Annotated in this window: 22 protein-coding genes; 7 read left to right on the forward strand and 15 right to left on the reverse strand. The window is 66.8% G+C overall.

Features of this window, described 5'->3' with window-relative positions; genetic code table 11:
* Positions 1-9 precede the first annotated feature (9 nt).
* The 4 genes from GH664_RS00820 to GH664_RS00835 form a co-directional block, all read right to left on the reverse strand.
* The gene (locus GH664_RS00820; RefSeq protein ID WP_153166469.1) at positions 10-1,218 is read right to left on the reverse strand and encodes a pyridoxal-dependent decarboxylase, exosortase A system-associated; all 1,209 of its coding nucleotides are present in this window, start codon (positions 1,216-1,218) and stop codon (positions 10-12) included.
* 205 nt (positions 1,219-1,423) lie between these two features.
* Entirely contained in the window at positions 1,424-1,819 is a 396-nt protein-coding gene (locus tag GH664_RS00825; RefSeq protein WP_153166251.1) for a HEPN domain-containing protein, read from the reverse strand.
* The gene (locus GH664_RS00830; RefSeq protein ID WP_153166252.1) at positions 1,812-2,126 is read right to left on the reverse strand and encodes a nucleotidyltransferase domain-containing protein; all 315 of its coding nucleotides are present in this window, start codon (positions 2,124-2,126) and stop codon (positions 1,812-1,814) included. Before GH664_RS00830 ends, GH664_RS00825 begins: the two co-directional genes overlap by 8 nt.
* A 90-nt stretch (positions 2,127-2,216) precedes the next feature.
* Positions 2,217-3,800 (reverse strand): acyl-CoA ligase (AMP-forming), exosortase A system-associated, encoded by a 1,584-nt coding sequence (locus GH664_RS00835; RefSeq protein ID WP_153166253.1) that lies wholly within the window; start codon positions 3,798-3,800, stop codon positions 2,217-2,219.
* Positions 3,801-3,964: 164 nt separating this feature from the next.
* Here GH664_RS00835 and GH664_RS00840 point away from each other — a divergent pair, with 164 nt between their 5' ends.
* On the forward strand, positions 3,965-4,216 hold the full coding sequence (locus GH664_RS00840; RefSeq protein ID WP_153166254.1) for a phosphopantetheine-binding protein: 252 nt from the start codon (positions 3,965-3,967) through the stop codon (positions 4,214-4,216).
* A gap of 89 nt (positions 4,217-4,305) precedes the next feature.
* On the opposite strand, the gene GH664_RS00845 is transcribed toward GH664_RS00840, so the two are convergent.
* Together GH664_RS00845 and cysQ are read right to left on the reverse strand one after the other, a co-directional pair.
* Complete coding sequence (locus GH664_RS00845; protein ID WP_153166255.1) at positions 4,306-6,042, reverse strand: SLC13 family permease; 1,737 nt, start codon at positions 6,040-6,042, stop codon at positions 4,306-4,308.
* A 34-nt stretch (positions 6,043-6,076) separates the two neighbouring features.
* Positions 6,077-6,859 carry a 3'(2'),5'-bisphosphate nucleotidase CysQ gene (gene cysQ, locus GH664_RS00850; RefSeq protein ID WP_228111314.1) on the reverse strand — a complete coding sequence of 261 codons (783 nt, stop codon included), beginning with the start codon at positions 6,857-6,859 and terminating at the stop codon, positions 6,077-6,079.
* A 183-nt stretch (positions 6,860-7,042) separates the two neighbouring features.
* On the opposite strand from cysQ, the gene cysD reads away from it, so the two are divergent.
* Together cysD and cysN are read left to right on the forward strand one after the other, a co-directional pair.
* Entirely contained in the window at positions 7,043-7,960 is a 918-nt protein-coding gene (gene cysD, locus GH664_RS00855) for a sulfate adenylyltransferase subunit CysD (RefSeq protein ID WP_153166256.1), read from the forward strand.
* A complete protein-coding gene (gene cysN / locus GH664_RS00860) occupies positions 7,961-9,877 on the forward strand; it encodes a sulfate adenylyltransferase subunit CysN (protein WP_153166257.1) in 1,917 nt (638 codons plus the stop codon).
* 109 nt (positions 9,878-9,986) lie between these two features.
* Here cysN and GH664_RS00865 read toward each other — a convergent pair whose 3' ends face one another.
* Positions 9,987-11,429: a DHA2 family efflux MFS transporter permease subunit gene (locus GH664_RS00865; protein WP_153166258.1), complete on the reverse strand. Its 1,443-nt coding sequence runs from the start codon at positions 11,427-11,429 to the stop codon at positions 9,987-9,989.
* A gap of 60 nt (positions 11,430-11,489) precedes the next feature.
* Here GH664_RS00865 and GH664_RS00870 point away from each other — a divergent pair, with 60 nt between their 5' ends.
* Genes GH664_RS00870 through GH664_RS00880 form a run of 3 tightly spaced genes read left to right on the forward strand, consistent with a single transcriptional unit; the run spans position 11,490 to position 14,705 of the window.
* Positions 11,490-11,918: a MarR family winged helix-turn-helix transcriptional regulator gene (locus GH664_RS00870; RefSeq protein ID WP_194270287.1), complete on the forward strand. Its 429-nt coding sequence runs from the start codon at positions 11,490-11,492 to the stop codon at positions 11,916-11,918.
* Between the two features lie 17 nt (positions 11,919-11,935).
* Complete coding sequence (locus GH664_RS00875; protein ID WP_153166260.1) at positions 11,936-13,162, forward strand: HlyD family efflux transporter periplasmic adaptor subunit; 1,227 nt, start codon at positions 11,936-11,938, stop codon at positions 13,160-13,162.
* A gap of 13 nt (positions 13,163-13,175) precedes the next feature.
* A complete protein-coding gene (locus GH664_RS00880) occupies positions 13,176-14,705 on the forward strand; it encodes a DHA2 family efflux MFS transporter permease subunit (protein ID WP_153166261.1) in 1,530 nt (509 codons plus the stop codon).
* A gap of 27 nt (positions 14,706-14,732) precedes the next feature.
* On the opposite strand, the gene argB is transcribed toward GH664_RS00880, so the two are convergent.
* The 8 genes from argB to GH664_RS00920 form a co-directional block, all read right to left on the reverse strand.
* On the reverse strand, positions 14,733-15,635 hold the full coding sequence (gene argB, locus GH664_RS00885) for an acetylglutamate kinase (RefSeq protein ID WP_153166262.1): 903 nt from the start codon (positions 15,633-15,635) through the stop codon (positions 14,733-14,735).
* Positions 15,636-15,857: 222 nt separating this feature from the next.
* Entirely contained in the window at positions 15,858-16,049 is a 192-nt protein-coding gene (locus GH664_RS00890; RefSeq protein WP_153166263.1) for a DUF2892 domain-containing protein, read from the reverse strand.
* Positions 16,050-16,141: 92 nt separating this feature from the next.
* Positions 16,142-16,909, reverse strand: a complete 768-nt coding sequence (gene xth / locus GH664_RS00895) for an exodeoxyribonuclease III (RefSeq protein ID WP_153166264.1) — start codon at positions 16,907-16,909, stop codon at positions 16,142-16,144.
* Between the two features lie 158 nt (positions 16,910-17,067).
* Positions 17,068-17,562, reverse strand: coding sequence for a DUF4124 domain-containing protein (locus GH664_RS00900; protein WP_153166265.1), 495 nt, complete (start codon positions 17,560-17,562; stop codon positions 17,068-17,070).
* The gene (locus GH664_RS00905; RefSeq protein WP_153166266.1) at positions 17,559-19,661 is read right to left on the reverse strand and encodes a M3 family metallopeptidase; all 2,103 of its coding nucleotides are present in this window, start codon (positions 19,659-19,661) and stop codon (positions 17,559-17,561) included. Before GH664_RS00905 ends, GH664_RS00900 begins: the two co-directional genes overlap by 4 nt.
* Positions 19,662-19,792: 131 nt before the next feature.
* Positions 19,793-20,566, reverse strand: a complete 774-nt coding sequence (locus GH664_RS00910) for a DUF2189 domain-containing protein (RefSeq protein WP_153166267.1) — start codon at positions 20,564-20,566, stop codon at positions 19,793-19,795.
* A gap of 158 nt (positions 20,567-20,724) precedes the next feature.
* Positions 20,725-21,993: an MFS transporter gene (locus tag GH664_RS00915; RefSeq protein ID WP_153166268.1), complete on the reverse strand. Its 1,269-nt coding sequence runs from the start codon at positions 21,991-21,993 to the stop codon at positions 20,725-20,727.
* A gap of 64 nt (positions 21,994-22,057) precedes the next feature.
* Entirely contained in the window at positions 22,058-22,993 is a 936-nt protein-coding gene (locus GH664_RS00920; RefSeq protein ID WP_153166269.1) for a phosphoribosylaminoimidazolesuccinocarboxamide synthase, read from the reverse strand.
* A 351-nt stretch (positions 22,994-23,344) separates the two neighbouring features.
* On the opposite strand from GH664_RS00920, the gene GH664_RS00925 reads away from it, so the two are divergent.
* Positions 23,345-24,352 carry an amidohydrolase family protein gene (locus GH664_RS00925; protein WP_153166270.1) on the forward strand — a complete coding sequence of 336 codons (1,008 nt, stop codon included), beginning with the start codon at positions 23,345-23,347 and terminating at the stop codon, positions 24,350-24,352.
* Positions 24,353-24,355 lie beyond the last annotated feature (3 nt).

Genomic DNA, 24,355 nt, shown 5'->3' on the forward strand with positions numbered 1-24,355 from the left:
GCCCTCGACTCACACCAGCGCCTCCGCCACCTCCGGGTGGCTGAGGAAGCCTTGCGGGCTGGCCGTCGCGCCATAGGCGCCCGACTGGAACACCACCACCAGATCCCCCGGCTGCGCGTCCGGCAGCGCCATGCGGTCGGCGATCAGGTCCAGCGGCGTGCATAGCGGCCCGACGATCGAGACTGCATCGTCGGCCGCGCTCTCGTTCATGCGGTTGCCGATCGCGACCGGATGGTTCTTGCGGATCACCTGGCCGAAGTTGCCGCTCGCCGACAGGTGATGATGCAGGCCGCCATCGGTCACCAGATAGACCTGGCCGCGCGACACCTTGCGGTCGGTGACGCGGCACACGTACACCCCGGCCTCGCCGACGAGGTAGCGGCCGAGTTCCAGCACCAGTTCCGCCCCGGGCAGTTGCCGCGCAGCGACTTCCGCGATTTCCGCGAGATTGGCACCGATCGGTGCGAGGTCGAGCCGGCTTTCGCCCGGGAAGTAGGGGATGCCGAAGCCGCCGCCGAGGTTCAGCACCTTGATGGGCGACGGCGCCGACTCGGCCAGGCGCAGCGCCAGCGCGAGGCTCTTCTGCTGCGCTTCGACGATGGCCTCGGCCTTCAGGTTCTGCGAGCCGGCGAAGAGGTGGAAGCCCTCGAAGGCCAGCCCCGCGCGGCCGATCTCGGCCAGCAGCGCGGGCACCTCTTCCGCATCGACACCGAAGGGCTTGGGGCCGCCACCCATCTTCACCGCCGAGCTCTTCAGCTCGAAGTCGGGATTCACCCGCACCGCCACGCGGGCGGGCAGGCCGAGCGCCTGCGAAGCACGCGCCAGCACCGGCACTTCGCGGAAGGATTCGACATTCACCAGGATGCCCGCGGCGACCGCGCGCATCAGTTCGGGGTCGCGTTTGCCGGGGCCGGCGAAGCTGATGTCGTGCGGATCGGCCCCGGCATCCAGCGCCACCGTCAGCTCGCGCTCGGAGGCGACGTCGATGCCATCCACCAGCCGCACCATGTGCGCCACCACCGCCGGCATCGGGTTGGCCTTCATCGCGAAGTGCAGCTTGATCGACGCCGGCAGGGCGGCGCGCAATTCGGCCACGCGCCGGCTCAGCAGGCCGCGGTCATAGGCATAGAAGGGCGTCTGCCCGACGCGCGCGGCCAGCCTGACGAGCGGGATGCCTCCGATCACGAGCTCGCCGTTCTCGACAGGAAACTGCGACATCGGCGCATGGATGGGAGCGGACTTCGGAGGCGTGTTGGTGGTCATTTTCTCGTTTGTTTCGACTGGGCGGATGGAGATCGGCTGGAGGTCGGGTGCGAGCGCCTTGACGGCATAAGGGGCGGTGGGCCGAGGACGTATGATTTGTTGGTCAAGCTCACTTCCCGTGAGAAATTCGCCTGCGCCGCCCTTCTTGCGCCCGGGACGGCTATGCGGTGAGCCTTGCGCTGATCGTCTCGACAATCAGTTCTGAAAGCTTCAGGGCTTGCGACACTTCGTCTGTAGTGGGGTCGGGTGCGTCTGTCGGATAACGGAACTCCGTCGCGAACGGCGTCAATTCATCACAGGCGTCCCGGAGCACGAGAAGTGTTTCGTCAACAGCAACACAGCGCTCGATGAGCGCACGCAAGTCATGCGTTTTCGGAACTGGCGTATCCGTGGATGCGATGAGTGCCTTAAGCGCTTTCTCTGCGGCCTGCTGACAGTGGTAGGCGGAAGTGGCCGGGAAAGGATCCGGCTCGGCCAACAACTTGTTTGCGGCGCCAAGATCGTCACGGGCGCGCTCCAGCCAACTTGCCGTCTCGCGCGCAAGCTGATCACGCATCGAGGCGCTTTCCCTCGGTAAGTGCCCTGAAGAGCAACGAAGACCGCACTTGATTGATCGCAGCGATCTCAGCCCGGGTACGGACGATGATGTCGCACGGAACAGTGAGCCCCCGCAAAGCACGATGTGCCTTCACCGCGCGTCGGTGAGGTGTTTCATCCGAATCGGGAACGATGACGAGCAGATCGACATCACTTTCCGCGCCCGGAGAGCCCCATGCGTGAGAGCCGAACAGGATGATCTGGTCCGGGTGAAGATCGGCGGTGATACGTCGTGAGATTTCCTGAAGGATTTCTGGGCTCAGCATGGGTTGAAGTCTCATCGAAGCTGCTGCAAATGTTAACACCATGAGCGCCGAAAGCCGCGACGGTGACACGGATTGCTGCCAGGTCCGCTCCTACGGCAAGCCCCCCGCCAGCGCCTTCCGGTCTATCTTCCCGTTCGGGTTGCGCGGCAGCGCGCCCTCTCGCACCTCGATGTGCGCCGGCACCATGTAGGCGGGCATGCGCTTGCGGCATTCGGCCAGCAGCGCGGCGCTGTCGAGCGTGGCGCCGGGCGGTGGCGTGACGACGGCGACGATGGCCTGGCCCAGGGTGTCGTGCGCCACGCCGAAGGCAGCGCATTCGCCGACCTGCGCGGTGGCGTAGAGGATTTCCTCCACCTCGTTGGGGCTGACGCGGTAGCCGGAGGTCTTGATCATCTCGTCGCGGCGGCCGATGAAGTAGAGGAAGCCGTCCTCGTCGCGGCGCACCGTGTCGCCCGAATAGACGGCGATCTCCGGCAGCACCAGGCCGCTGTCGCGGCCCGCGATGGCGGCGGGCAGCGGGCGGTAGCGCTCGGCGGTCTTCTCCGGGTCGTTCCAGTAGCCCATGCCGACCAGCGCGCCGCGCTGCACCAGCTCGCCCGGTTCGTTGGGCGCGCATTCGCTGCCGTCCTCGCGCAGCACCAGCACTTCGGCGTTCGGGATGGCCTTGCCGATGGAGTCCGGCCGGCGATCGACTTCCTCCGGCGGCAGGTAGGTGGCGCGGAAGGCTTCGGTGAGGCCGTACATCAGGAAAGGCCGGGTGCGCGGCAGGCGCGCGCGCAGCGCGGCGAGTGTCTCGCGCGGCATGCGCCCGCCGGTGTTGGCGATGTAGCGCAGGTGCTCCGTGACGCCATCGGGCCAGTCGAGCTGCGCGAGCTGTATCCAAAGCGGCGGCACTGCAGTGAGGCCGGTAACCTGCTCGCGCACCACCGCGTTGAGCACGTCGCGCGGTAGCAGGTAATTGAGCAGCACCACGCGGGCGCCGGCGTGAAAGGCGGTGGTGAGCTGCGAGAAGCCTGCGTCGAAGGACAGCGGCAGCGCGGCGAGCAGGGTGTCGCCGGCGTGGTTGCCGAGATAGCTCGCCACGCTCTGCGCACCCATCACCATGTTGCGATGCGACAACACCACGCCCTTGGGCCGTCCGGTGCTGCCCGAGGTGTACAGGATGGCGGTCATGTCGGTGTCGATGACGCGGTGACCGGCGCGCGCGGGCGCGTCGGCGAGCGCGCGCCAGCGGTGCACCGAGGCGCCTTCCACCGCGGGGATCTCCTTGGGTTCGCCGACCACCACGACCTGGCGCAGGTCGTGGCAGGTGGCCAGCACCGGCTGCAGCAGCGCGAGGCGCTCGGCGCTGGTGACGAGCACGCGCACGTTGCAGTCGCGCAGGATGTAGCCCACCTGGTCGGGCTTGAGCAGCGGATTGACCGGCACGAAGGCCCCGCCCGCAGCCGCCGCGCCGAAGCAGGCCGCGACGAATTCCGGACGTTTCTCCAGATACACCGCGACCCTCTCCGCGCGTGCGAGATCGAGTGCGATGAGCCCCGACGCGAAGCGTTCGCACTGTGCGGCGAGCTCGCCGTAGCTCAGCGCGAGGGCGCCGCTGGTGAGCGCGACGCGCTCGGCAGCGTGGTCGGCGGAGGCCTGGATGAGCTCGTGAAGGAGGTTTGTCTGGCGCATCGTCTGGAAGTAGTCGGGTTGGTGTCACGCGAGCCTGAGTATAATGCGGCGGTTTTGACGCCGGTCCGGTGGCTTGCGGGGCGATGGCCCAGGTTCCTTTCGCTGCAGGGGGAGGGAGAAGAGAAGCCGGGCGTCCATGATTTGGGGTTTGGAGAGCTGTTCCCTTGAAGATCCAGGAAGAAATCCTGTCGCTGCTCGACGACACGCTGAGCCTGAACGGCCGCGGCCTGAGCTTCGACGCCGATACCGCGCTGCTGGGCAGCCTGCCGGAGCTCGACTCCATGGCGGTGATCGCGGTGATCCACGCCATCGAGGAGCGCTTCGGCATCGCCGTGCCGGACGACGAGATCGACGGCAGTTCGTTCGCCACCGTCGGCACGGTGGTGGAATTCGTCAGCCGCTTGTCGGCGCGCTGATGCGGCGATCGTGGACGGGCGGGTCGCGGTCGAGCCCGCTCCTGCACGAAGCGGGCGCTCCGGCGTCGTAGGAGCGGGCTCGACCGCGATCAGCCTTTCACGAACGGAAAGGCGACCGGCACCAATGTCAGCACGCCGATGCCGAAGGTCAGGCTCACCGGCAGGCCGGCGCGGATGAAGTCGGCCATGCGGTAGCGCCCGGCCGAATACACCATCAGGTGGGTCTGGTAGCCGAAGGGGATGAGGAAGCCGGCGCTCGCGCCGTAGGCGACGATCATCACGAAGGGCGTCGGGTCCACGCCGAAGGCGCGTGCGGTGGTCAGCGCGATCGGAAAGGCGAGCGCGGCGGCGGCGTTGTTGGTGATGAGTTCGGTCAGCGCCACGGTCATCAGGTACACGCCGACGAAGGCGCCCATCACGCCGTAGTCGGCGAAGGCGGCGCGCATCCAGCCCGCCATCAGTTCGGCGGCGCCGGAATTCTCCAGCACCTTGGCCATCGCCAGCGACGAGCCTATCGTCACCAGCAGCTCGAACGGGAAACGCCGCCGCATCTCGCCCAGGGTCAGCAATCGGCTGGCGAGCAGGGCGGCCATCAGCAGCAGCAGGCCGTCGAACAACGACAGCCACTCCAGCGCCGACAGCGCGATCACCGCGGCAAAACCGGACAGAGCCGCCGTGCTCTGTCCTGAGGTCAGCTTGGGCCGCACGCCCTGGCCGTTGAGCACGTGGAAATTGCGGTCGAGGTTGCGGTGCTGGAAGAAATCCGGGCCTGCGGCGAGCAGCAGGCAGTCGCCCACGCGCAGCGGAATGCGGCCGAGCTGGCCGGCGATGCGCTTGTCGCCGCGGCGGATGCCGACCACGCCGGCGTCGAACATGGTGCGGAAATCCACCTCGCGCAGCGTACGGTTGGCCAGTTCCGACTGGCTGGAGACGACCACTTCCACCAGGTTGGACTTCAGCAGCTTGTCCGCCCGTGCGCCGAACACGTGCAGGCCGGGAAAGCGCTGCAGTGCCTGCACCCGCCGCACTTCACCGGTGAACACCAGCAGGTCGCCTTCCTGCAGCACTTCCTCGGGGCCGACCGGCGACACCAGGCGGTCGCCGCGCTCGATCTCGAGCAGGAACAGGCCTTCGAGGTTGCGCATCTGGTTCTGCTCGATGCTGCGGCCGGCGAGCACCGAGCCCGGCATCACCCGCGCCTCGAGGAAGTAAGGGCTGCCGGCCTCGCTGTCGCCCGGCGGATGGGCCGGCAGAAGCCGGTTGGTGAGCGCCATGACGGCGATGCAGGCGATGGCCACCGGCACGCCGACGATGGAGAACTGGAACATCTCCAGCGGCGGCAGGCCGGCGCCGACGGCGAAGGAGTTCACCACCAGGTTGGTGGAGGTGCCCACCAGCGTGGTGATGCCGCCCAGGATTGCGGCGTACGACAGGGGGATCAGCAGCCGCGAGGCCGGCTGCAGGCGCTGGCGGCTGACCATGCCGAGCAGGGCGCCGACGACGGCGGTGTTGTTCATGAAGGCCGACAGCACGACCGCGAAGCCTGACAGCCGCAGCATGGCGACTGCGGTGCTGCCCTTGAGCAAGGCGTCGGACAGGCGGTCGAGCAGCGGCGAGCGCTCCAGCGTCAGCGACACCAGCAGCAGCAGGATCAGGGTGGCCAGCGCCGGGTTGGTGAAGCTGGAGAGCAGGGACCCCTGGTCGACCCAGCCGAGGAGGTAATACGACGCGGCGCAGCCGGCGAACAGCACCGCAGGGCTGATGCGGCCGTGGATGAGCAGCGCCAGCAGCAGTGCGATGGAGCCGAGGACGAGATAGGCCGTCATGCGGGCATGGCGCGGAACCCGGCTTGGTCGCCGGTCAGCCGGTCAGGCCCTGGGCGACGAAATGAGGGTTGTCGAATCCGGGCTTGCCGTAGCTGAACCTTCCGCCCGCCAGTTGCGTGACGCTGCCGCCGGCGGCGGCCAGCACCGCATGTCCGGCGGCGATGTCCCATTCCATGGTGCGGCCCAGGCGCGGATAAAGATCGGCCTCGCCCGCGGCGATCAGGCACAGCTTGAGCGAGGATCCGGCGTTCTTCACTTCGGCGACCTTGCGTCCGCCGAGGAAGGCGTCGAGCGCTGCGGCGTCGCCATGCGAACGGCTGGCGACCACGCTGAGGCCTTCGAGCGGTGGCCGGCGGCACTTGATCGGCCGGCGGCCGATGCAGTTTTCGATGAAGGCGCCGCAGCCCGCCGCGCCGGCGAAGGTCTTCTTCAGCGCCGGTGCATGCACCAGGCCCAGCACCGGCTCGCCGTGCTCGATGAGCGCGATGTTGACGGTGAACTCGCCATTGCGGCTGATGAATTCCTTGGTGCCGTCGAGCGGATCGACCAGCCAGAAGCGATCGCCGACCTCGGGCACCTGGCCGGCGGCGACCGCTTCCTCGGCAACCACCGGCACGCCGGGCAGCAGCGCGTCGAGCGCGGGCACGATCAGCGCTTCGGCGCGCTCGTCGGCTTCGGTGACGGGCGAGGCGTCGTCCTTGCCGCGCACGGCGAAATCGGTTTCGTAAATGGACATCACCACGTCACCCGCGGCGCGGATGACGGGAATCAGGTGCTCGATGAGGTCGAGGCGCTCGGCGCAGGACGCATTCGTCACGACAGAAATCCGGGTTGAATCATGGCAGTCGCCATTTTAGCGATCGCTTTTATATTCAGCGCGGCTCGAACGCGGTTTAATAGCGGCCTTCCGGGAAATATTTCCTCTTCGAGTCGAAGTCCGCGGCGCGTGCCAGCCCAAACCGGGCGAGCATGTTCGCACGACCGTACCGCCTTGCACGCCATGTCCACTATCAGCCCCATCACGCTCACCCATCTGCAGCGCCTGGAAGCCGAGAGCATCCACATCCTGCGCGAAGTCGTCGCCGAAGCCGACAATCCGGTCATGCTGTATTCCATCGGCAAGGACAGCGCGGTGATGCTGCACCTGGCGATGAAGGCCTTCTACCCGGCCAGGCCGCCGTTCCCGCTGCTGCATGTGGATACGCGCTGGAAGTTCCGCGACATGTACGCCTTCCGCGACCGCATGGTGCGCGAGACCGGCATGGACCTGCTGGTGCACATCAACCCCGACGGCGTGGCGAAGGACATCAACCCCTTCACCCACGGCTCGGCCATCCACACCGACATCATGAAGACCGAGGGCCTCAAGCAGGCGCTCGACAAATACGGCTTCGACGCGGCCTTCGGCGGCGCGCGCCGCGACGAGGAAAAGTCCCGCGCCAAGGAGCGCGTGTTCTCGTTCCGCACCGCCGGCCACCGCTGGGACCCGAAGAGCCAGCGTCCCGAATTGTGGAAGCTGTACAACGCGCGCAAGCACAAGGGCGAGTCGATGCGGGTGTTCCCGCTGTCGAACTGGACCGAGCTCGACATCTGGCAATACATCTACCTCGAGAACGTGCCCATCGTGCCGCTGTACTACGCGGCCGAGCGCCCGGTGGTCGAGCGTGACGGCACGCTGATCATGGTCGACGACGAGCGCATGCCCTTGAAACCGGGCGAAGTGCCGATGATGAAGAAGGTGCGTTTCCGCACCCTGGGCTGCTACCCGCTGACCGGCGCGGTGGAGTCCGAAGCCGACACGCTGCCGGCGATCATCCAGGAAATGCTGCTGACGAAAACGTCCGAGCGCCAGGGCCGGGTGATCGACCACGATTCGGCCGGCTCGATGGAGAAGAAGAAACAGGAGGGCTACTTCTAAATGGCACACGTATCGGATCTGATCGCCACCGACATCGAGCAGTACCTGAAGGCGCACGAGAACAAGAGCCTGCTGCGCTTCATCACCTGCGGCAGCGTGGACGACGGCAAGAGCACGCTGATCGGCCGCCTGCTGTTTGAGTCGAAGATGCTGTTCGAGGACCAGTTGGCCGCGGTGGAAGCGGACTCGAAGAAGTGGGGCACGCAGGGCGATGCGATCGACTTCGCGCTGCTGGTCGATGGCCTGGCCGCCGAGCGCGAGCAGGGCATCACCATCGACGTGGCCTACCGCTTCTTCTCCACCGACAAGCGCAAGTTCATCGTCGCCGACACCCCGGGCCATGAGCAGTACACCCGCAACATGGTCACCGGTGCGTCGACGGCCGACGTCGCGATCCTGATGGTCGATGCGCGCAAGGGCATCCTGACCCAGACGCGGCGCCACAGCTACCTGGTGTCGCTGCTGGGGATCCGCCACATCGTGGTGGCGATCAACAAGATGGACCTGGTCGATTACTCGGAGAAGACCTTCCGCCAGATCGTCGAGGACTATTCCGCCTTCGCCCGCCAACTCGGTCTGCAGGAAGTGACCTTCATCCCGATGTCGGCTTTCAAGGGCGACAACATCATCGAGCCGAGCAACGCGATGCCGTGGTACCACGGCACCACGCTGATGGGTTACCTGGAGACGGTGGAGATCGACGACGCGCGCATGCAGCGCGAGCCGTTCCGCCTGCCGGTGCAGTGGGTGAACCGCCCGAACCTGGATTTCCGCGGCTTTGCCGGCCAGGTGGCGAGCGGCGTGATCCGCCCCGGCGACCGCATCCGCGTGCAGCCGTCGGGCCGCCAGAGCACGGTGGCACGCATCGTCACCCGTGACGGCGACCTGGCGCAGGCGGTGGCGGGGCAGTCGATCACGTTGACGCTGGCCGACGAGATCGACATCTCGCGCGGCGACGTCATCTCCACGGTGGACGCGCCTGCGGAAGTGGCCGACCAGTTCGAGACCACGCTGGTGTGGATGCACGACGAGCCCATGCTGCCCGGCCGCCCCTACCTGATGAAGATCGGCGCCAAGACGGTGACGGCGACGATCACCGAGATCAAGCACCAGGTGAACGTCAACACGCTGGAGCACATTGCCGCCAAGAAGCTGGAGCTGAACGGCATCGCCGAGTGCAACCTCAGCCTGGACCGGCCGATCGCCTTCGACGCCTACGCACACAACCGCGACACCGGCGGCTTCATCCTGGTCGATCGCCTGTCCAACAACACCGTGGGCGCGGGCATGATCAACTTCGCGCTGCGCCGCGCGCACAACATCCACTTCCAGCATGTGGATGTGGACAAGGCTGCGCGTGCCGCGATGAAGGGGCAGAAGGGCTGCGTGCTGTGGCTTACCGGCCTGTCCGGCGCGGGCAAGTCGACCATCGCCAACATGGTCGAGAAGAAGCTGCATGCGATGGGCCGCCACACCTATCTGCTCGACGGCGACAACGTGCGCCACGGGCTGAACAAGGACCTGGGCTTCACCGACGCCGACCGCGTGGAGAACATCCGCCGCGTCGCCGAGGTGGCCAAGCTGATGGTGGATGCCGGCCTCATCGTCATGACCGCCTTCATCTCGCCCTTCCGCTCCGAGCGCCGCATGGCGCGCGGCCTGCTGGAGGCGGACGAGTTCGTCGAGATCCACGTCGCCACGCCGCTGGCAGTGGCCGAGGAGCGCGACCCCAAGGGGCTGTACAAGAAGGCGCGCCGCGGCGAGCTGAAGAACTTCACCGGCATCGACTCGCCCTACGAGGCGCCGGAGACACCCGAGGTGCGCGTCGACACGTCAACGTGCAGCGTCGAGGAAGCCGCCGACCAGGTGCTGGCTTACCTGGGGCAGCACGGCCTCATCGCCGACCGCGAACCCTGATCCTGCCGCGTCGCCTGTAGGAGCGGGCTTGACCGCAATATCGGCCGACGTTTTTTGTAGGAGCGGGCTTGACCGCGACTTCGCCCGCCGGTCGCGGTCAAGCCCGCTCCTACAGGGGCTGCGCGTCCTGGCGGTGCGGGGGCTGCGCCTTCATCAGGCAGGCCGCCATCAGCGCGATCAGGAACACCCCCGCGACCAGCATGAAGCCGTCCGCATAGGCGGCGGCGACGCCGTCCGCCGCGCCGGCGTACACCGTCTCGCGCCACGACACGAATACCGCCGACATGGCGATGCCCAGCACGCCGCCCAGTTGGCGCATGTAGCTGATCACCACCGACGACTGGCCGAGATGGTGCGGCTCCAGGTGCTTCAGCGTGGCCAGGCTCAGTGCCGGCAGCACCAGGCCCAGGCCGATGCGGCCGAGGACGGTGGCGGTGATGATCTCCGGATAGGTGATGTGCGCTGCCACCAAGCTGAAGAACACGAACGACAAGCAGAACAGCGCCAGGCCGGCGATGGTCACGCCTTGCGGTGAATGGCGGTCGGCCATGCGCCCGGCCAGCGGGATGGTGAGCGCCAGCACGATGCCCGACGGCAGCAACGCCGTGCCCGCGGCGGTGGCGGAGAAATGCTGCGCGTGCTGCAGGAACACCGGAATCAGGTAGGACGAACCGAACAGGCCGAAGCCGTAGGCGAAGGACACCACCGTGCCCATCGAAAACGAGCGGCGGCGGAACAGCCCCAGGCTGATGATGGGATGGCGCGCCTTGCGTGCATGCAGCACGAAGGCGCCCACCGCCAGCGCCGCGAAGCCGAACTGCAGTAGCGTCCAGCCCGCGGCGGGGCCGCTGTGCTGCAGGCTGGCGATGCCCTCGACGATCGCCAGGGTGGATACCGTCAGCAAGGCCACGCCCAGCCAGTCGAAATCACGGCGCACGATCTCGCGCGGCAGCGGCAGCAGGTAGAGGCCGAGCGCGCCGGCCAGCAGGCACGCCGGGAGATTGATCAGGAAGATGGCCGGCCAGCCGAAGTGGTCGAGCAGCAGACCACCCAGGCTGGGCGCGACGGCCGGCGCCAGCACGATGCCGAAGCCGAGGGTGCCCGAGGCGCGCCCCTGGCCCTTGTCCGGAAACAGGCGCACCACGGCCAGCGTGCCCAGCGGCTGCAGCACGCCCGCTGCCAGACCTTGCAGGATGCGCATCGCGACGACGAAGGGGTAGCTGGTGGCGAGGCTGCCCGCGATGCTGGTGGCCATGAGCAGCACGATGGCGCCGAGGAAGAGCTTGCGGAAGCCGAGGCGGTCGAGGATCCAGGGTGTGGGCAGCATGCCGACGGTCATCGCTGCCATGAAACCCGTCATCGTCCATTGCACCTGTTCCTGCCCCAGGCCGAAGTCGCGCATCAGTGCGGGGATGGCAACACTGAAGCTGGTGGTGGACAGCACGCCCGCGATCGTGCCGAGACCGACTACGAGCAGCACCAGCCACTTGTAGCGCTCCCCGTGGCGTTGGGACAAGCTGTCGAACGAGGCGGCGCGAGGAAGCAGATGCATGTGGACGAAGCCTTAGGTTGACGGCAATATATTAGCAACAAAATTATTAGCATGCTAACAATGACCGCCAAGAGGGATGCGTTCGCCGCGCTGCTGTATCGCTGTGCCGTCGTGTGGCGTGGCCGTGTGGACGAGCAACTGCGCCCACACGGCATGACCTATTCGACCTGGCGCATCCTCAAGCTGCTGCTGGCCGACGAGCAGCGCTACAACCAGAGCTGCCTCGCCGCGGGGATCGGGGTCGAGACGCCCACCCTGGTGCGGCTGCTGGACCGGCTGGAGAAGCTCGGACTCGTGCGCCGCCTGCCGGATGTGAGCGACCGACGCCAGAAGCACGTCGAGATCACCGCGGACGGCCGCGCGCTGATGGAACAGATCGACGCCGAGGTGATGGACGTGCGGCGGCACATGCTGTCCGGTCTCTCCGATGCCGAGTTGCAGGCGGGCATCGAGGTGCTCGACCGGATTCTGCACAATGCCGACACCTGAACATGCCGACGATGCCCATGGAAAACGAATCCGCCCTGTCGGGCAAGCGCAAGCGGGTCCTGCTGGCCTTCACCGCCTTCCTCTTCATCGCCGCGCTGGCGTTCGCGGCCTACTGGGCGCTGTGGGGGCGCTACCACGTCACCACCGATAACGCCTATGTGGCCGGCAACCTGGTGCAGGTTTCGGCCCAGGTGCCGGGAACGGTGGTGGCGATCCTCGCCGACGACACCGACCTCGTCGAGGCCGGCGCGCCGCTGGTGCAGCTCGACGATGCCGACGCGAAGGTGCAAGTGCAGGCTGCGGAGGCGGCGCTGGGTGAGGCGGTGAGAGCGGTGCGCGGTTTGTACGCCAGCAAAGGCGAGGCCAGTGCAGGTGTCGCCCAGCGTCTGGCAGACGTGCAGCGCAACCAGCACGAGCTGGACCGCGCACAGGCCGAGTTGCGCCGCGCCGCCGACGAGCTGGCGCGGCGTGAATCGCTCTACCGGCAGAAGTTCATCTCCAGCGAGGCGCTGCAGGTGGCGCGCACCGCGGTCGATTCGGCGCGCGCCAGCCGCGACGCGGCGAGCGCCGCGCTGGAGCAGGCGCGCTCGGCGGTCGCCCAGGCGCGCAGCCAGCAGGCCGGGGCAGAGGGCCTGGTCGATGGCACTTCGCTGGAAACGCATCCGCGCGTGCAGGCCGCGGCGGCGCAACTGCGCGAAGCTTCTCTCGCGCTGGCGCGCACGCGCATCCTCGCGCCGGTGCGCGGGCATGTGGCCAAGCGCAGCGCGCAGGTGGGGGCGCGCATCGCGGTGGGTGCACCGCTGCTGTCCATCGTGCCGGACGACCAGTTGTGGGTGGAGGCCAACTTCAAGGAGGCCGAGCTGCGCGACGTGCGTCTCGGCCAGCCGGTGACGCTCGCGTCCGACCTCTACGGCAGCGGCGTGGAATACCGCGGCACGGTGGCGGGCATCGCCTCGGGCACGGGTGCGGTGTTCTCGGTGCTGCCGGCGCAGAATGCCTCGGGCAACTGGATCAAGGTGGTGCAGCGGCTGCCGGTGCGCATCGCGCTGGCGCCGGATGGCCTCAAGGAGCATCCGCTGCGGCTCGGCCTGTCGATGAAGGCCTCCGTCGATGTGCACCAGACCGACGGCGAACGCCTGGCGAGCGCACCGCGCCCGGGGCCGGCTTTCCAGACCGACGTCTATGCCAGCCGCGCTGCCGAGGCCGATGCGCTGATCGCCCGCGTCATCCAGGCCAACCGCTGAACGAGTCCGGCCGGTGCAACCCGTCCATCCTCCGCTGAAGGGTTTCACGCTGGTGCTGGCGACGGCAGCGCTCGGGCTGGCGTCGTTCATGAACATCCTCGACCTGTCGATCGCCAACGTGTCGGTGCCGACCATCGCTGGCGATCTCGGCGTGAGCGTCACCCAGGGCACGTGGACCATCACCTCCTACGCGGTGGCCGAGGCCATCATGCTGCCGCTCACCGGCTGGCTGGCCGGGCGCTTCGGCCAGGTGCGCATGTTCGCCGTCGCCACGCTGCTGTTCACGCTGGCCTCCGCCTTGTGCGGGATGTCGGTGAGCTTTCCGATGCTGCTGGCGGCGCGCGTGCTGCAGGGCATCTTCGGCGCGGCGATGATTCCGCTGTCGCAGGCGCTGATGACCTCCATCTACCCGCCGGAAAAGCGCGGCCTGGCGATGGGCCTGTGGTCGATGACCACCGTCGTGGCGCCGATCGCGGGGCCGCTGGCCGGCGGCTGGCTGACCGAGAATCTGTCCTGGCACTGGATCTTCCTGATCAACCTGCCGGTGGGCCTGCTGGTGAGCCTGTTCGCCTGGGAGCTGCTGGCCGAGCGCGAGACGCCGATCGTGAAGAAACCGGTCGATCACGTCGGCCTCGCCTTGCTGGTCGTGGGCATCGGCTCGCTGCAGATCCTGCTCGACAAGGGCAACGAGCTCGACTGGTTCGGCTCGCCGCTGATCGTCACGCTGGCCTGCGTGTCGGCCGTCGCGCTGACCTATTTCGTCATCTGGGAGTGGTACGACCCGCATCCGGTGGTGAACCTGCGGCTGTTCACCCGGCGCAATTTCGGCATCGGCGTGGTCTGCCTGCTGCTGGGCACGGTCGCCTTCTTCGGCACGGTGGTCATCCTGCCGCTGTGGTTGCAGACCTACCACGACTACACGCCGCTGTGGGCGGGCAAGGCGGTGGCCTTCGGCGGGGTGTTCGCGGTGATCCTCGGCCCCATCGTCGGTGCCAACCTGCATCGCATCGATGCGCGCGCGGTGGCGTCCTTCGGCTTCATCGTGTTCGCCGGCACCGCGTTCTGGAGCACCACCTTCACGCCCGATGTCGATTACTGGACGGTGGCGCTGACCCGGCTGGTGATGGGGATCGGCATCAGTTGCTTCTTCCTGCCGCTGATCACGATCAACCTGTCGGGCTTGAGCGGGCCGGAGCTCGCCGGTGCGTCGGGCGTGTCCAACTTCATGCGCAACCTGGGATCGAGCTTCGGCACCGCGGCGGTGACTTCGCTGTGGGATCACCGCGGCATCCATCACCATGCGGTGCTGACCGAGCACATCACCCGCCAGGATCCTGCCGCGCTGGACTATCTCGGGCGCCTCGGCAGCCTGGGGCTGAGCCCGGAGCAGGCACTCGCGCACGCCAACCGCGAGGTGACGGTGCAGGCCTACCTGCTGGCGACCAACGACGTCTTCCTGGTGAGCGGCGTGCTGATGATCAGCCTGCTGGGCCTGATCTGGTGGACGCGCCCGCCCTTCACGCCTGCGGGCGGGGCGCACTGACTCGCGCGCCGGCCGCCCGGCTCGGCCTCACTTGCTCTTGATCATCGTGCCGACGCCGTGGTCGGTCAGGATCTCGAGCAGCAGGCAGTGTTCGACGCGGCCGTCAATGATGTGCACCGACTTCACGCCGTTGCGCGCGGCGTCCAGCGCGGAGCCGATCTTGGGCAGCATGCCGCCCGACAGCGTGCCGTCGGCCACCAGTTCGTCGATCTGCCGCGGCGTCAGGCCCGTCAGCAGCTTGCCGGACTTGTCCAGCACGCCCGGGGTGTTGGTGAGCAGCACCAGCTTTTCCGCCTTCAGGATTTCGGCCAGCTTGCCGGCGACCACGTCGGCGTTGATGTTGTAGGTCTCGCCCCCTTCGCCGACGCCGATCGGCGCGATCACCGGGATGAAGTCGCCCTGGTCGAGGAAGGAGATCAGGCTGGGGTCGATCTGCGTGATCTCGCCGACCTGGCCCACATCGACCACGTCGCCAGCGGGCGCGTCGAGCTTCTGCATCAGCAGCTTCTTGGCGCGGATGAAGCTCGCGTCCTTGCCGGTGAGGCCCACTGCCTTGCCGCCCGCCTGGTTGATCAGGTTGACGATCTCCTTGTTCACCTGGCCGCCCAGCACCATTTCCACCACTTCCATGGTCTCGGCGTCGGTGACGCGCATGCCCTGGATGAACTCGCCCTTCTTGCCCACGCGGGCGAGCAGGTTCTCGATCTGCGGCCCGCCGCCGTGCACCACCACCGGGTTGAGGCCGACCAGCTTGAGCAGCACCACGTCCTGCGCGAAGCATTCCTTCAGGTGCGGGTCGGTCATCGCGTTGCCGCCGTACTTGATGACGATGGTCTTGTCGAAGAAGCGCTTGATGTAGGGCAGCGCCTCGGCGAGGATCTCGGCCTTGCGGGCGGGGGTGACGTCTTGCTTCGGAGTGGAGTCGCTCATGGTCTTCCTCTGACGGGTTCGATGGGGGCATGCCGCGCGCGGGGCCGCCGGGCATGATGACCGCGTTGCGCGGGTAACCGTCGAATTCTAATGCGCCGCAGCGTGGGCGGCACCCTCGCGCGGCGCGGCGGGGTGCAACAAAACGAAAGGCCGGGTGTTCCCGGCCTTGTTCGTGTGCATTTGGCGATCCCGGTGCGCGATGCGGTCGCGCCGGATGCGGGCTTACTTCTTCTGCAGCGGGCAGGTGTTCATGCCGAACAGCGTGTAGGCCGGACACCAGCCCATCAGGCCGGTGGCGAGCGGCACCACGCCGATCCAGGCCCACACCGGGCCGCCCATCAGCGCCCAGGCGATGAGCGCGATGCCCGCCAGGATGCGCACGATCTTGTCCATGCCGCCAACGTTCGTTTTCATGCAAGCCTCCGATAAGTGTTCGTAAGACTTTTCTAATATAGCACGAATGCCGACGATCTGGGCTGGCTGCGGAATGTGCCGCGCGCCGGCCGTCAGGCGTCGAGTTCCAGCACGACCGGTGCGTGGTCGGAAGGGCGTTCCAGCTTGCGCGGCGCCTTGTCGATGGTGCAACTGCGGCAGGCCTCGCGCAGCGCGGGCGACACAAGGATGTGGTCGATGCGCAGGCCGAAATTGCGGCGAAAGGCCATCATGCGGTAGTCCCACCACGAGAAGCTGCGCTCCGGCTGCTCGAACAGGCGGAAGGCGTCGATCAGGCCCAGCCCCTGCAGCGCGCGGAAGGCGGCGCGTTCGGGTTCGGACACGTGGATCTCGTCCTTCCAGTCGGGGTGGGCGTCACGGTCTTCCGGTGCGATGTTGAAGTCGCCCACCAGCACCAGCTTGTCGTGTGCCTTCAGTTCCTCGCGCAGCCAGTCGGTCAGCGCGGCGAGCCAGCGCAGCTTGTATTCGAACTTGTCCGATCCCACCGCCTGGCCGTTGGGAAAATAGCCGCACACCACACGCACGCCGGCAATGGTGGCGGCGATGAGGCGCTTCTGCTCGTCCTCGAAGCCGGGGATGTTGCGCACCACGGTCGTTTCGTCGATCGGCGCCGGGCTCAGGATGGCGACGCCGTTATAGGTTTTCTGGCCGATGAAGGCGGCGTGGTAGCCGGCCGCTTGCAGTTCAGCGAGTGGGAAGGCCTTGTCCTCGAGCTTGAGCTCCTGCAGGCACAGCGCATCGGGCTGGTGGGCGGCGAGCCAGTCGAGCGCCTGCGGCAGGCGGACTTTGAGCGAGTTGACGTTCCAGGTGGCGATCTTCATGGGCTATCCGGTCGTGGCGCACAGCGTTGTCGCCGGCCTTGCGAAAGGGCGCGCATTGTAACGCGCCCCTTGCACCGTTCAGCGCGGCGGCTGCAGAGGGGTCCATGAAATTGCACCTATGCCACGCCCCCGGTCAGGCGGCGGGCTCTCACGAACCGTCACTTCGAAGGCGCCTTGGGGTAGCCGGCGTCGTCCAGCATGCGGGTCCAGCGTACGGCTTCGTAGCCCTTCTGCACCTGGTTGCCGACGCTGATGGCCGGCACTTCCTCGGGTGTGCCGAAGCGTTCGCGGTAGGCGGCGATGTCGGCCTCGGTGGCGAGCTTCTGCTCGGCGAAGGGCACGCCGCGCCGGGTCAGCAGGTTGCGCGCCTCGTCGCACAGGCCGCCGCAGTTGTCGCTGGTGTAGAACGTCACCGGGAAGTCGGTGGCCGCCTTGCGTGTCGTGTAGGGCAGCGCGGTGTCGGCTGGCGCGTCGCCGAGCTGCTTCTCGATCACCTTGCGCACGTTCTGCGGCGGCGGCCGGTCCGAGTAGTTCACCCGTCCGCTCTCATCGACCCAGCGATAGGTCTCGGCGCCCCAGGCCGGGGCGCCGAGGCTGCCCAGCACGACGGCCGCACCGACTGCCATGCGCCAGGGAACGCCCGCTCCACTCATGCATCCACCATTCCGTTGTGACGCAGCAGCGCGTCGACGCGCGGCTCACGGCCGCGGAAGGCCTTGAAGGATTCGATCGCCGGACGGCTGCCGCCAACGGCGAGGATCTCGCGCCAGAAGCGGGCGCCGGTCTCGGCATCGAGCAGGCTGCCCTTGCCGGCGCCGGCTTCCTCGAAGGCTTCGAAAGCGTCGGCCGACAGCACCTCCGCCCACTTGTAACTGTAGTAGCCCGCTGCATAGCCGCCCGCAAAAATGTGCGAGAAACTGTGCGGAAATCGATGCCAGGGCGGAGGAATCAGCACCGCCACTTCGCGTCGCACTTCGTCGAGCAGGGCCATCACGCGCTCGACCGGCACCGGGCCCGAGGTCTTGTCCGCGCTGGCGTCGAGCTCGGCGTGCAGGCGCAGGTCGAACATCGAGAATTCGAGCTGGCGCACCGTCTGCATGCCGCTCTGGAAGTTCTTCGCGGCGATCATCTTGTCGTACAGCGCGCGCGGCAGCGGCTCGCCGGTGTCGACGTGGGCGGTCATGCCCTGCAGCACGTCCCATTCCCAGCAGAAGTTCTCCATGAACTGGCTGGGCAGTTCGACCGCGTCCCACTCCACGCCGTGGATGCCCGACACCGCGAGGTCCTCGACCTTGGTCAGCAGGTGGTGCAGGCCGTGGCCGCATTCGTGGAACAGCGTCAGCACGTCGTCGTGGGTGAAGGTGGCCGGTTTGCCGCCGACCGCGCTCGGGAAGTTGCACACCAGGTAGGCGACCGGCGTCTCGGTGCCGTGCGCGCTGCGGTGGCGGCTGCGCGCCGAGTCCATCCAGGCACCGCCGCGCTTGGTCGGGCGCGCGTGCAGGTCGAGGTAGAAGTGGCCGACGAGGTCGCCGTTCTTCTCGATGCGGAAAAAGCGGGTGTCCGGGTCCCAGGTGGGCGCCTCGTCGGGCAGGATGTCGACGCCGTACAGCGCGCGGATCACGCCGAACAGGCCGTCGAGCACCTTGGGCTCGGGGAAGTACTGCTTCACTTCCTGGTCGGAGTAGTCGTAGCGCGACTGGCGCAGCTTCTCCGAGGCATAGGCGACGTCCCAGGGCTCCAGCGGATCGAGCCAGAGTTCCGCCTTGGCGAAGGACTTCAGTTCGGCGAGGTCGCGTTCGGCGAAGGGCTTGGCCTTGGCCGCCAGCTCGCGCAGGAAGGCAAGCACCTGGGCCGGCGTGTCGGCCATCTTGGGCACCAGCGACACTTCGGCGAAGTTGGCGTAGCCCAGCATGCGGGACTCTTCCGCACGCAGCGCCAGGATGCGGCCGATCAGCGGGCCGTTGTCCCAATCTGCCTTGCCTTGCTCGGAGGCGCGCGTGGCATAGGCGCGGTACATGCGTTCGCGTAGCGCGCGGTTGTCGGCGTACTGCATGACCGGCAGGTAGGACGGCATGTGCAGCGTGAAGCGCCAGCCCGGCTTGCCTTCGGCCTCGGCCGCGGCGCGGGCCATCGCCAGCGCATCTTCGGGGATGCCGGCAAGCTCGGATTCGTCGGTGATCAGCTCCTCGTGCGCGTTGGTCGCGTCGAGCAGGTTTTCGGAGAACTTCGCGGCGAGCTGCGACTGCTCTTCCTGGATTTCCTTGAAGCGCGGCTTGAGTTCGTCCGGCAGCTCGGCGCCGGACAGGCGGAAGTCGCGCACCTCGTGGTCGAGGATCAACTGGCGGGTGGGCGTCAGCGTGGCGTATTCGGCGCCGTCGTGCAGCGCCTTGTACTTGTGGAACAGCGCCAGGTTCTGCCCGACTTCGGCGAAGAAGCCCGACACCTCGGGGAGCAGCGCGTTGTAGGCCTCGCGCCATTCGGGGACGTCCTTCACGCTGTGCAGGTGGCCGACCACGCCCCAGGCGCGGCCGAGACGCTCGCCGGCCTCGTTCATCGGCTCGACGAAAGCTTCCCAGGTGGGGACGGAGGGATCGGCGGTGAGGCGTTCGATCAGCGCCCGGTTCTCGTCCAGCAACTGGCGGATCGCCGGGGCGACGTGCTCGGGTCGGATATCGGCAAAGCGGGGAAAGCCGGAGAAATCCAGCAGCGGGTTGGATGCGTTGTCTGCAGGGGAGGACGTTGGCGTCGTCATGGTCACTGTATATCCGTTGGGGATTTCGTTGCGTTGTCTGTAACTATTCTGCCGCAAAAAATACGCCGGGCGCCGCGATGGGCGCCCGGCTGTTGCGACTATCGTGGTGAGTACCGCCGCACAGTCCCGAGTCAGTCGACCAGGTCGCGATAGGCGTGCCAGGTGGCGTGCCCAAGCAGCGGCAGCAGCACGACCATGCCGATCATCATCGTGGCGAAGCCGATCGCGACCAGCGCGACGATCAGCGCCGCCCAGACCGCCATCGCGCCGAGATTCACGCCGACCGCCTTGGCGCTGGTCATCGCCGCGCTGATGGCATCGATGTCGCGGTCCATGATCATCGGGATGGCGATCGCCGACAGCGCAAATACGACCGCTGCGAGCGCGCCGCCGACGACGAGGTAGGCGACGACGAAGTGGGTGTAGTCGCCCGACAGGAAGACGTCACGCGCGAAGTTGGACAGCTCCGGTACAGCGCCCTGGTAGAACAGCGCGAACAGGATGGCGGACAAGCGCTCCCACGCGATCAGCGTGATGGCGAGGAACAGGCCGAAGTACATCAGGCTGTCGCCGTGTCGGGTCAGCCCGCGCAGCGACGCGCCGAAGGACGCCGGCTCGCCCGCATCGTGGCGGCGCGAGATTTCGTACAGCCCGGCCGCGGCGATCGGGCCGACGAGGAAGAAGCCCGAGATGGCGGCGGTGAACAGGTAGGGCTTGCCGCTTGCGTAGGCCAGGATCAAATAGCCGACCGCGGCAAAGAAGATGCCGTACGTCAGACTGGCGCCGAGGTTGTCACGCATGTCGCCCCATCCCAGTTTCAGCCAGTGGAGGGGGCGCGAAGCGCTGACTTCGCGAATGTGCGGCAGGTGGAAGTGCTGGTCCAGCGAATGCATCGATTTGTCCATGACAACCTCCGTGCGGTGAGGAACGTCCAGGTGGATTCTTGACCGCAGGCGTCGGGCGTGCCCTCGACGCACCACGGTCTCGAACTTAGATCAGGACAAAATCGCATGAGTTCATCAATGAGATTGATTGGCGTTCGCTATCGCGTCCCCGCCGCGCTTCAATCCCGATTGGCAGCCCTCCAGATGTTGCGGCATCCGGTTTCGCGCAGGAACAGCGTGGAAACGGTGCCGATCAGTCCGGCGGCGGCGAGCAGGCCCAGGCCGTAGCGGAAGGTCTCCACCGGATACATCCGCACGCCGTCGACGATGGTGCCTTCCCAGCCGAAATCCATGATCGCGCCCACCGCCGGTTGCAGCAGGGCGCCAGCAAGGAAGCCGCCCATGTTGGTCACGCTGGTGCTCATGCCCGACAACTGTGGTGGATTCACTTCCTTGGCGCAGGCCCAGGTCAGCGAGAAGCTCGCGGTGACGAGGCCCATCAGCGCGAACAGCGCGTAGCTGACCGGGACGGGCATGCGCACGGCCGACAGCCACACCAGCCACAGCATGCACAGGGCGACGCTGCCCGCGATCAGCACCGGCTTGCGCTTGCCGATGCGGTCGGACAGGCTGCCCACGACCAGGCAGCCGACAGCGAGGCAGGCAAAGTACAGCGACAGGTGGTTGGCGGCCTGCACGCGGCTGAGCTGGTGCACCTGCATCAGGTAAGGTGTGGCCCACAGGCCGCCGAAGGCAAAGAAGCTGCCGGCGAGGCCGAAATTGACCCAGACCGCCGGCCAGGTGGCGTGATTGCGCAGCACGCCGGCGAGGCCGCCGATGATCGCGGTGCGGTCGATGCGCGGCCGCGGCGCGTCGGCCGAATGGCTCTCGCGGATGAAGGCCCAGCACGCCACCCCGAGCAGCGCCGACAGCACCGCGGCGCCAAGGAAAACGCCGCGCCAGGACGTGGCCTGCGCCACCGCCACCAGCGGCGTGCCGGCGAGGATGGAGCCAAGGTTGCCGAGCAGCATCGCGAGTCCGACGAGCGTGGCGAAGCGGCGCTCGTCGTACCAGACGGCGATCAGCTTGAGCATGGCGATGAACACCACCGACACGCCGAGGCCGACCAGCGTGCGGCCGACCAGCGCGACCTCCAGGCTGGGGGCGAGGCCGAACAGCGCGCTGCCGGCGCCGGCGACCAGTCCGCCAAGCAGCAGGATGCGGCGCGGGCCGAGGGTGTCGACCAGGATGCCCGTCGGCACCTGCATGATCGTGTAGACGTAGAAGTAGGTGGCCGCGAGCGCGCCGAGCGAGGCGGCGCTGGTCTGGAACGCGGCGGCGAGATCCTGCGCGATGCCCGCGGGGGCGAAGCGGTGGAAGAACGACAGCATGTAGGCGGCGACGACGACAGCCATCGCCAGCGTGCGGCCGGAAGCAGGCACTTGCATGGAGATCCCCTCGAGGGCGGGGAGCCTCTTCTCGGGCTCCTCCGCTGGGTGCTGCCGGCGTTGGTTACGCCAGCTTGTGGCCGGTCAGGCGTTCGTAGGCTTCGCGGTACTTGCCCGCGGTGTGCTCGATCACGTCGGCCGGCAGCTTGGGGCCGGGGGCCGTCTTGCCCCAATCCAGCGTCTCGAGATAGTCGCGCACGTACTGCTTGTCGAAGGAGGGCGGGCTGATGCCTTCGCGGTAGCTGTCCGCGGGCCAGAAGCGCGACGAATCCGGCGTGAGCGCCTCGTCGATCAGGTGCAGCGTGCCCTGGGCGTCGATGCCGAACTCGAACTTGGTGTCGGCGATGATGATGCCGCGGCTGGCAGCGTAGTCGGCCGCTTCCGAATACAGCGCGATCGCCGCCTTGCGTGCCTCCTCGGCAAGCTGGGCGCCGGTCTTGCCGGTGCCGGCGAGCGCGTCCTTCAGCAGCGCGTCGCAGCGCGCCTGTGCCTGCTCGAAGGAGATGTTCTCGTCGTGCTCGCCCATGTCGGCCTTCGACGAGGGCGTGAAGATCGGCGCCGGCAGCTTGGCCGCCTGCTTGAGGCCGGCGGGCAGGGCGATGCCGCAGATCGCGCCGGTGGCCTGGTAGTCCTTCCAGCCCGAGCCGATCACGTAGCCGCGTACCACCGCCTCGATTGGCAGTGGCTTCAGGCGCTTGACCACCAGCGCACGCCCGCGCACCTGGTCGCGCTCGTCGGCGGCCACCACGGTCTCGGGGTCGATGCCGGTGAGCTGGTTGGGCAGGATGTGGGCGAGCCTGTCGAACCAGAAGTTCGCCAGCGCCACCAGCACGCGGCCCTTGTCCGGAATCGGATCGGGCAGCACAACGTCGAAGGCCGACAGGCGGTCGCTGGTGACGATCAGCAGACGGTCGGCATCGACCGCGTAGATGTCGCGCACCTTGCCGCGGCCGAGCAGCGGCAGGCTCTTGATGGAGGATTCGAACAGGGGAGTCGCCACGGCGGGGCCTCGGTTGCTGGCAAAGCAGGGATTATAGGGGAGGGGCGCGCTCTTTCGAGCGTGAGAGGGGGGTGACGATTGACAAACGCGCATACCGAAAAAACGCATTGCCGTTCGGCCCGCAAGCTGCAATCCTTGAACTCGATTTCTTCCCATCTCGGGTCGAGAAGGTCGATCCCGCATCGTCAATGAAAAACCTGCTTCTGGAGTAACGTTCGATCCCCCGTAGGATGCCAGCGCGTCAAGCGGTTGGGCGTTTGCGTACAGCGCCTGGCAGGGTGTTGAAGCACCTGGCGTTCGTCACCTGTGATCGGTTCTTGTCAGCCTGTTCTTGGCCAGAGGAGTAAAGCCATGCATCACCACGCCCATTCGTCCATCGATATCCATGCGCACTACTATCCGGAATCCTATATCCGTCTGATTGAAAAATATGGATCGGAGTTCGGTGCCATGGTGGACACCTCGAATCCTTCCAGGCCAGTGATCAAATCGGCCCCGACGATTTCAGCCCTGGAAGATCGCTTCATTCATATGGAGGCCCGGATTGAGGACATGGACAGGATAGGCGTGGATGTGCATGCAATTTCCATGACCATGCCGATGATTCTCTGGGCCGGCGCCAAGCTTCAACAACAACTGGTTGAAGCTCATAATGACGCGGCGTTCGAGGCCTATCAAAAATATCCGGATCGGCTTTGCGTACTCGCAACGCTGCCTTTCGACGACATCGATCTGGCGATCGCGGAACTCGATCGCATTGCGAACATGCCCGGCCTGAAGGGGATTTATTCCGAAACCCGGATCTCCAGGAACAAGGAGATCGATGACGAGTCCCTGTATCCCCTGTGGGAGCGCCTCGAAGCCATGGGGTTGCCCCTTTTCCTGCATCCGGTGCATGTGGTCGAGCCGGCGCGCCTGGGCAAGTATTTCATGGTCAACACCATCGGTAATCCGGTGGACACCGGCATTGCCGCATCGCGGCTGATCTATAGCGGCATCCTTGACCGCTTTCCGAAGCTGGAGGTTGTCCTGCCGCACGCAGGCGGCGTCTATCCGATTCTTTTCGGTCGCATGACCCGCGCCTGGGAACGGAGCAAAGGCGGTCTCGACGCCAGCAAGGGTCGGGGCGCGGATGCTTATTTGAAACGCTTCTACTACGACAATATTTCCCACTCCAACGAAGTCATGGAGTATCTGGTGAAGCTGGTCGGTGCCGACCGGATCATGCTGGGCAGCGATTACTGCTTCGACATGGGCTATGAGCGCCCCTGCGACAAGGTCGAAGGCTACGACTTTCTCAACGCGGCGGACAAGAAACTGATCCTGGGCGAAACAGCCAGGAAGCTGTTGAAACTCTGAGTG

Source organism: Thauera sp. 2A1, from assembly GCF_009469595.2.
Lineage (GTDB): Bacteria > Pseudomonadota > Gammaproteobacteria > Burkholderiales > Rhodocyclaceae > Thauera.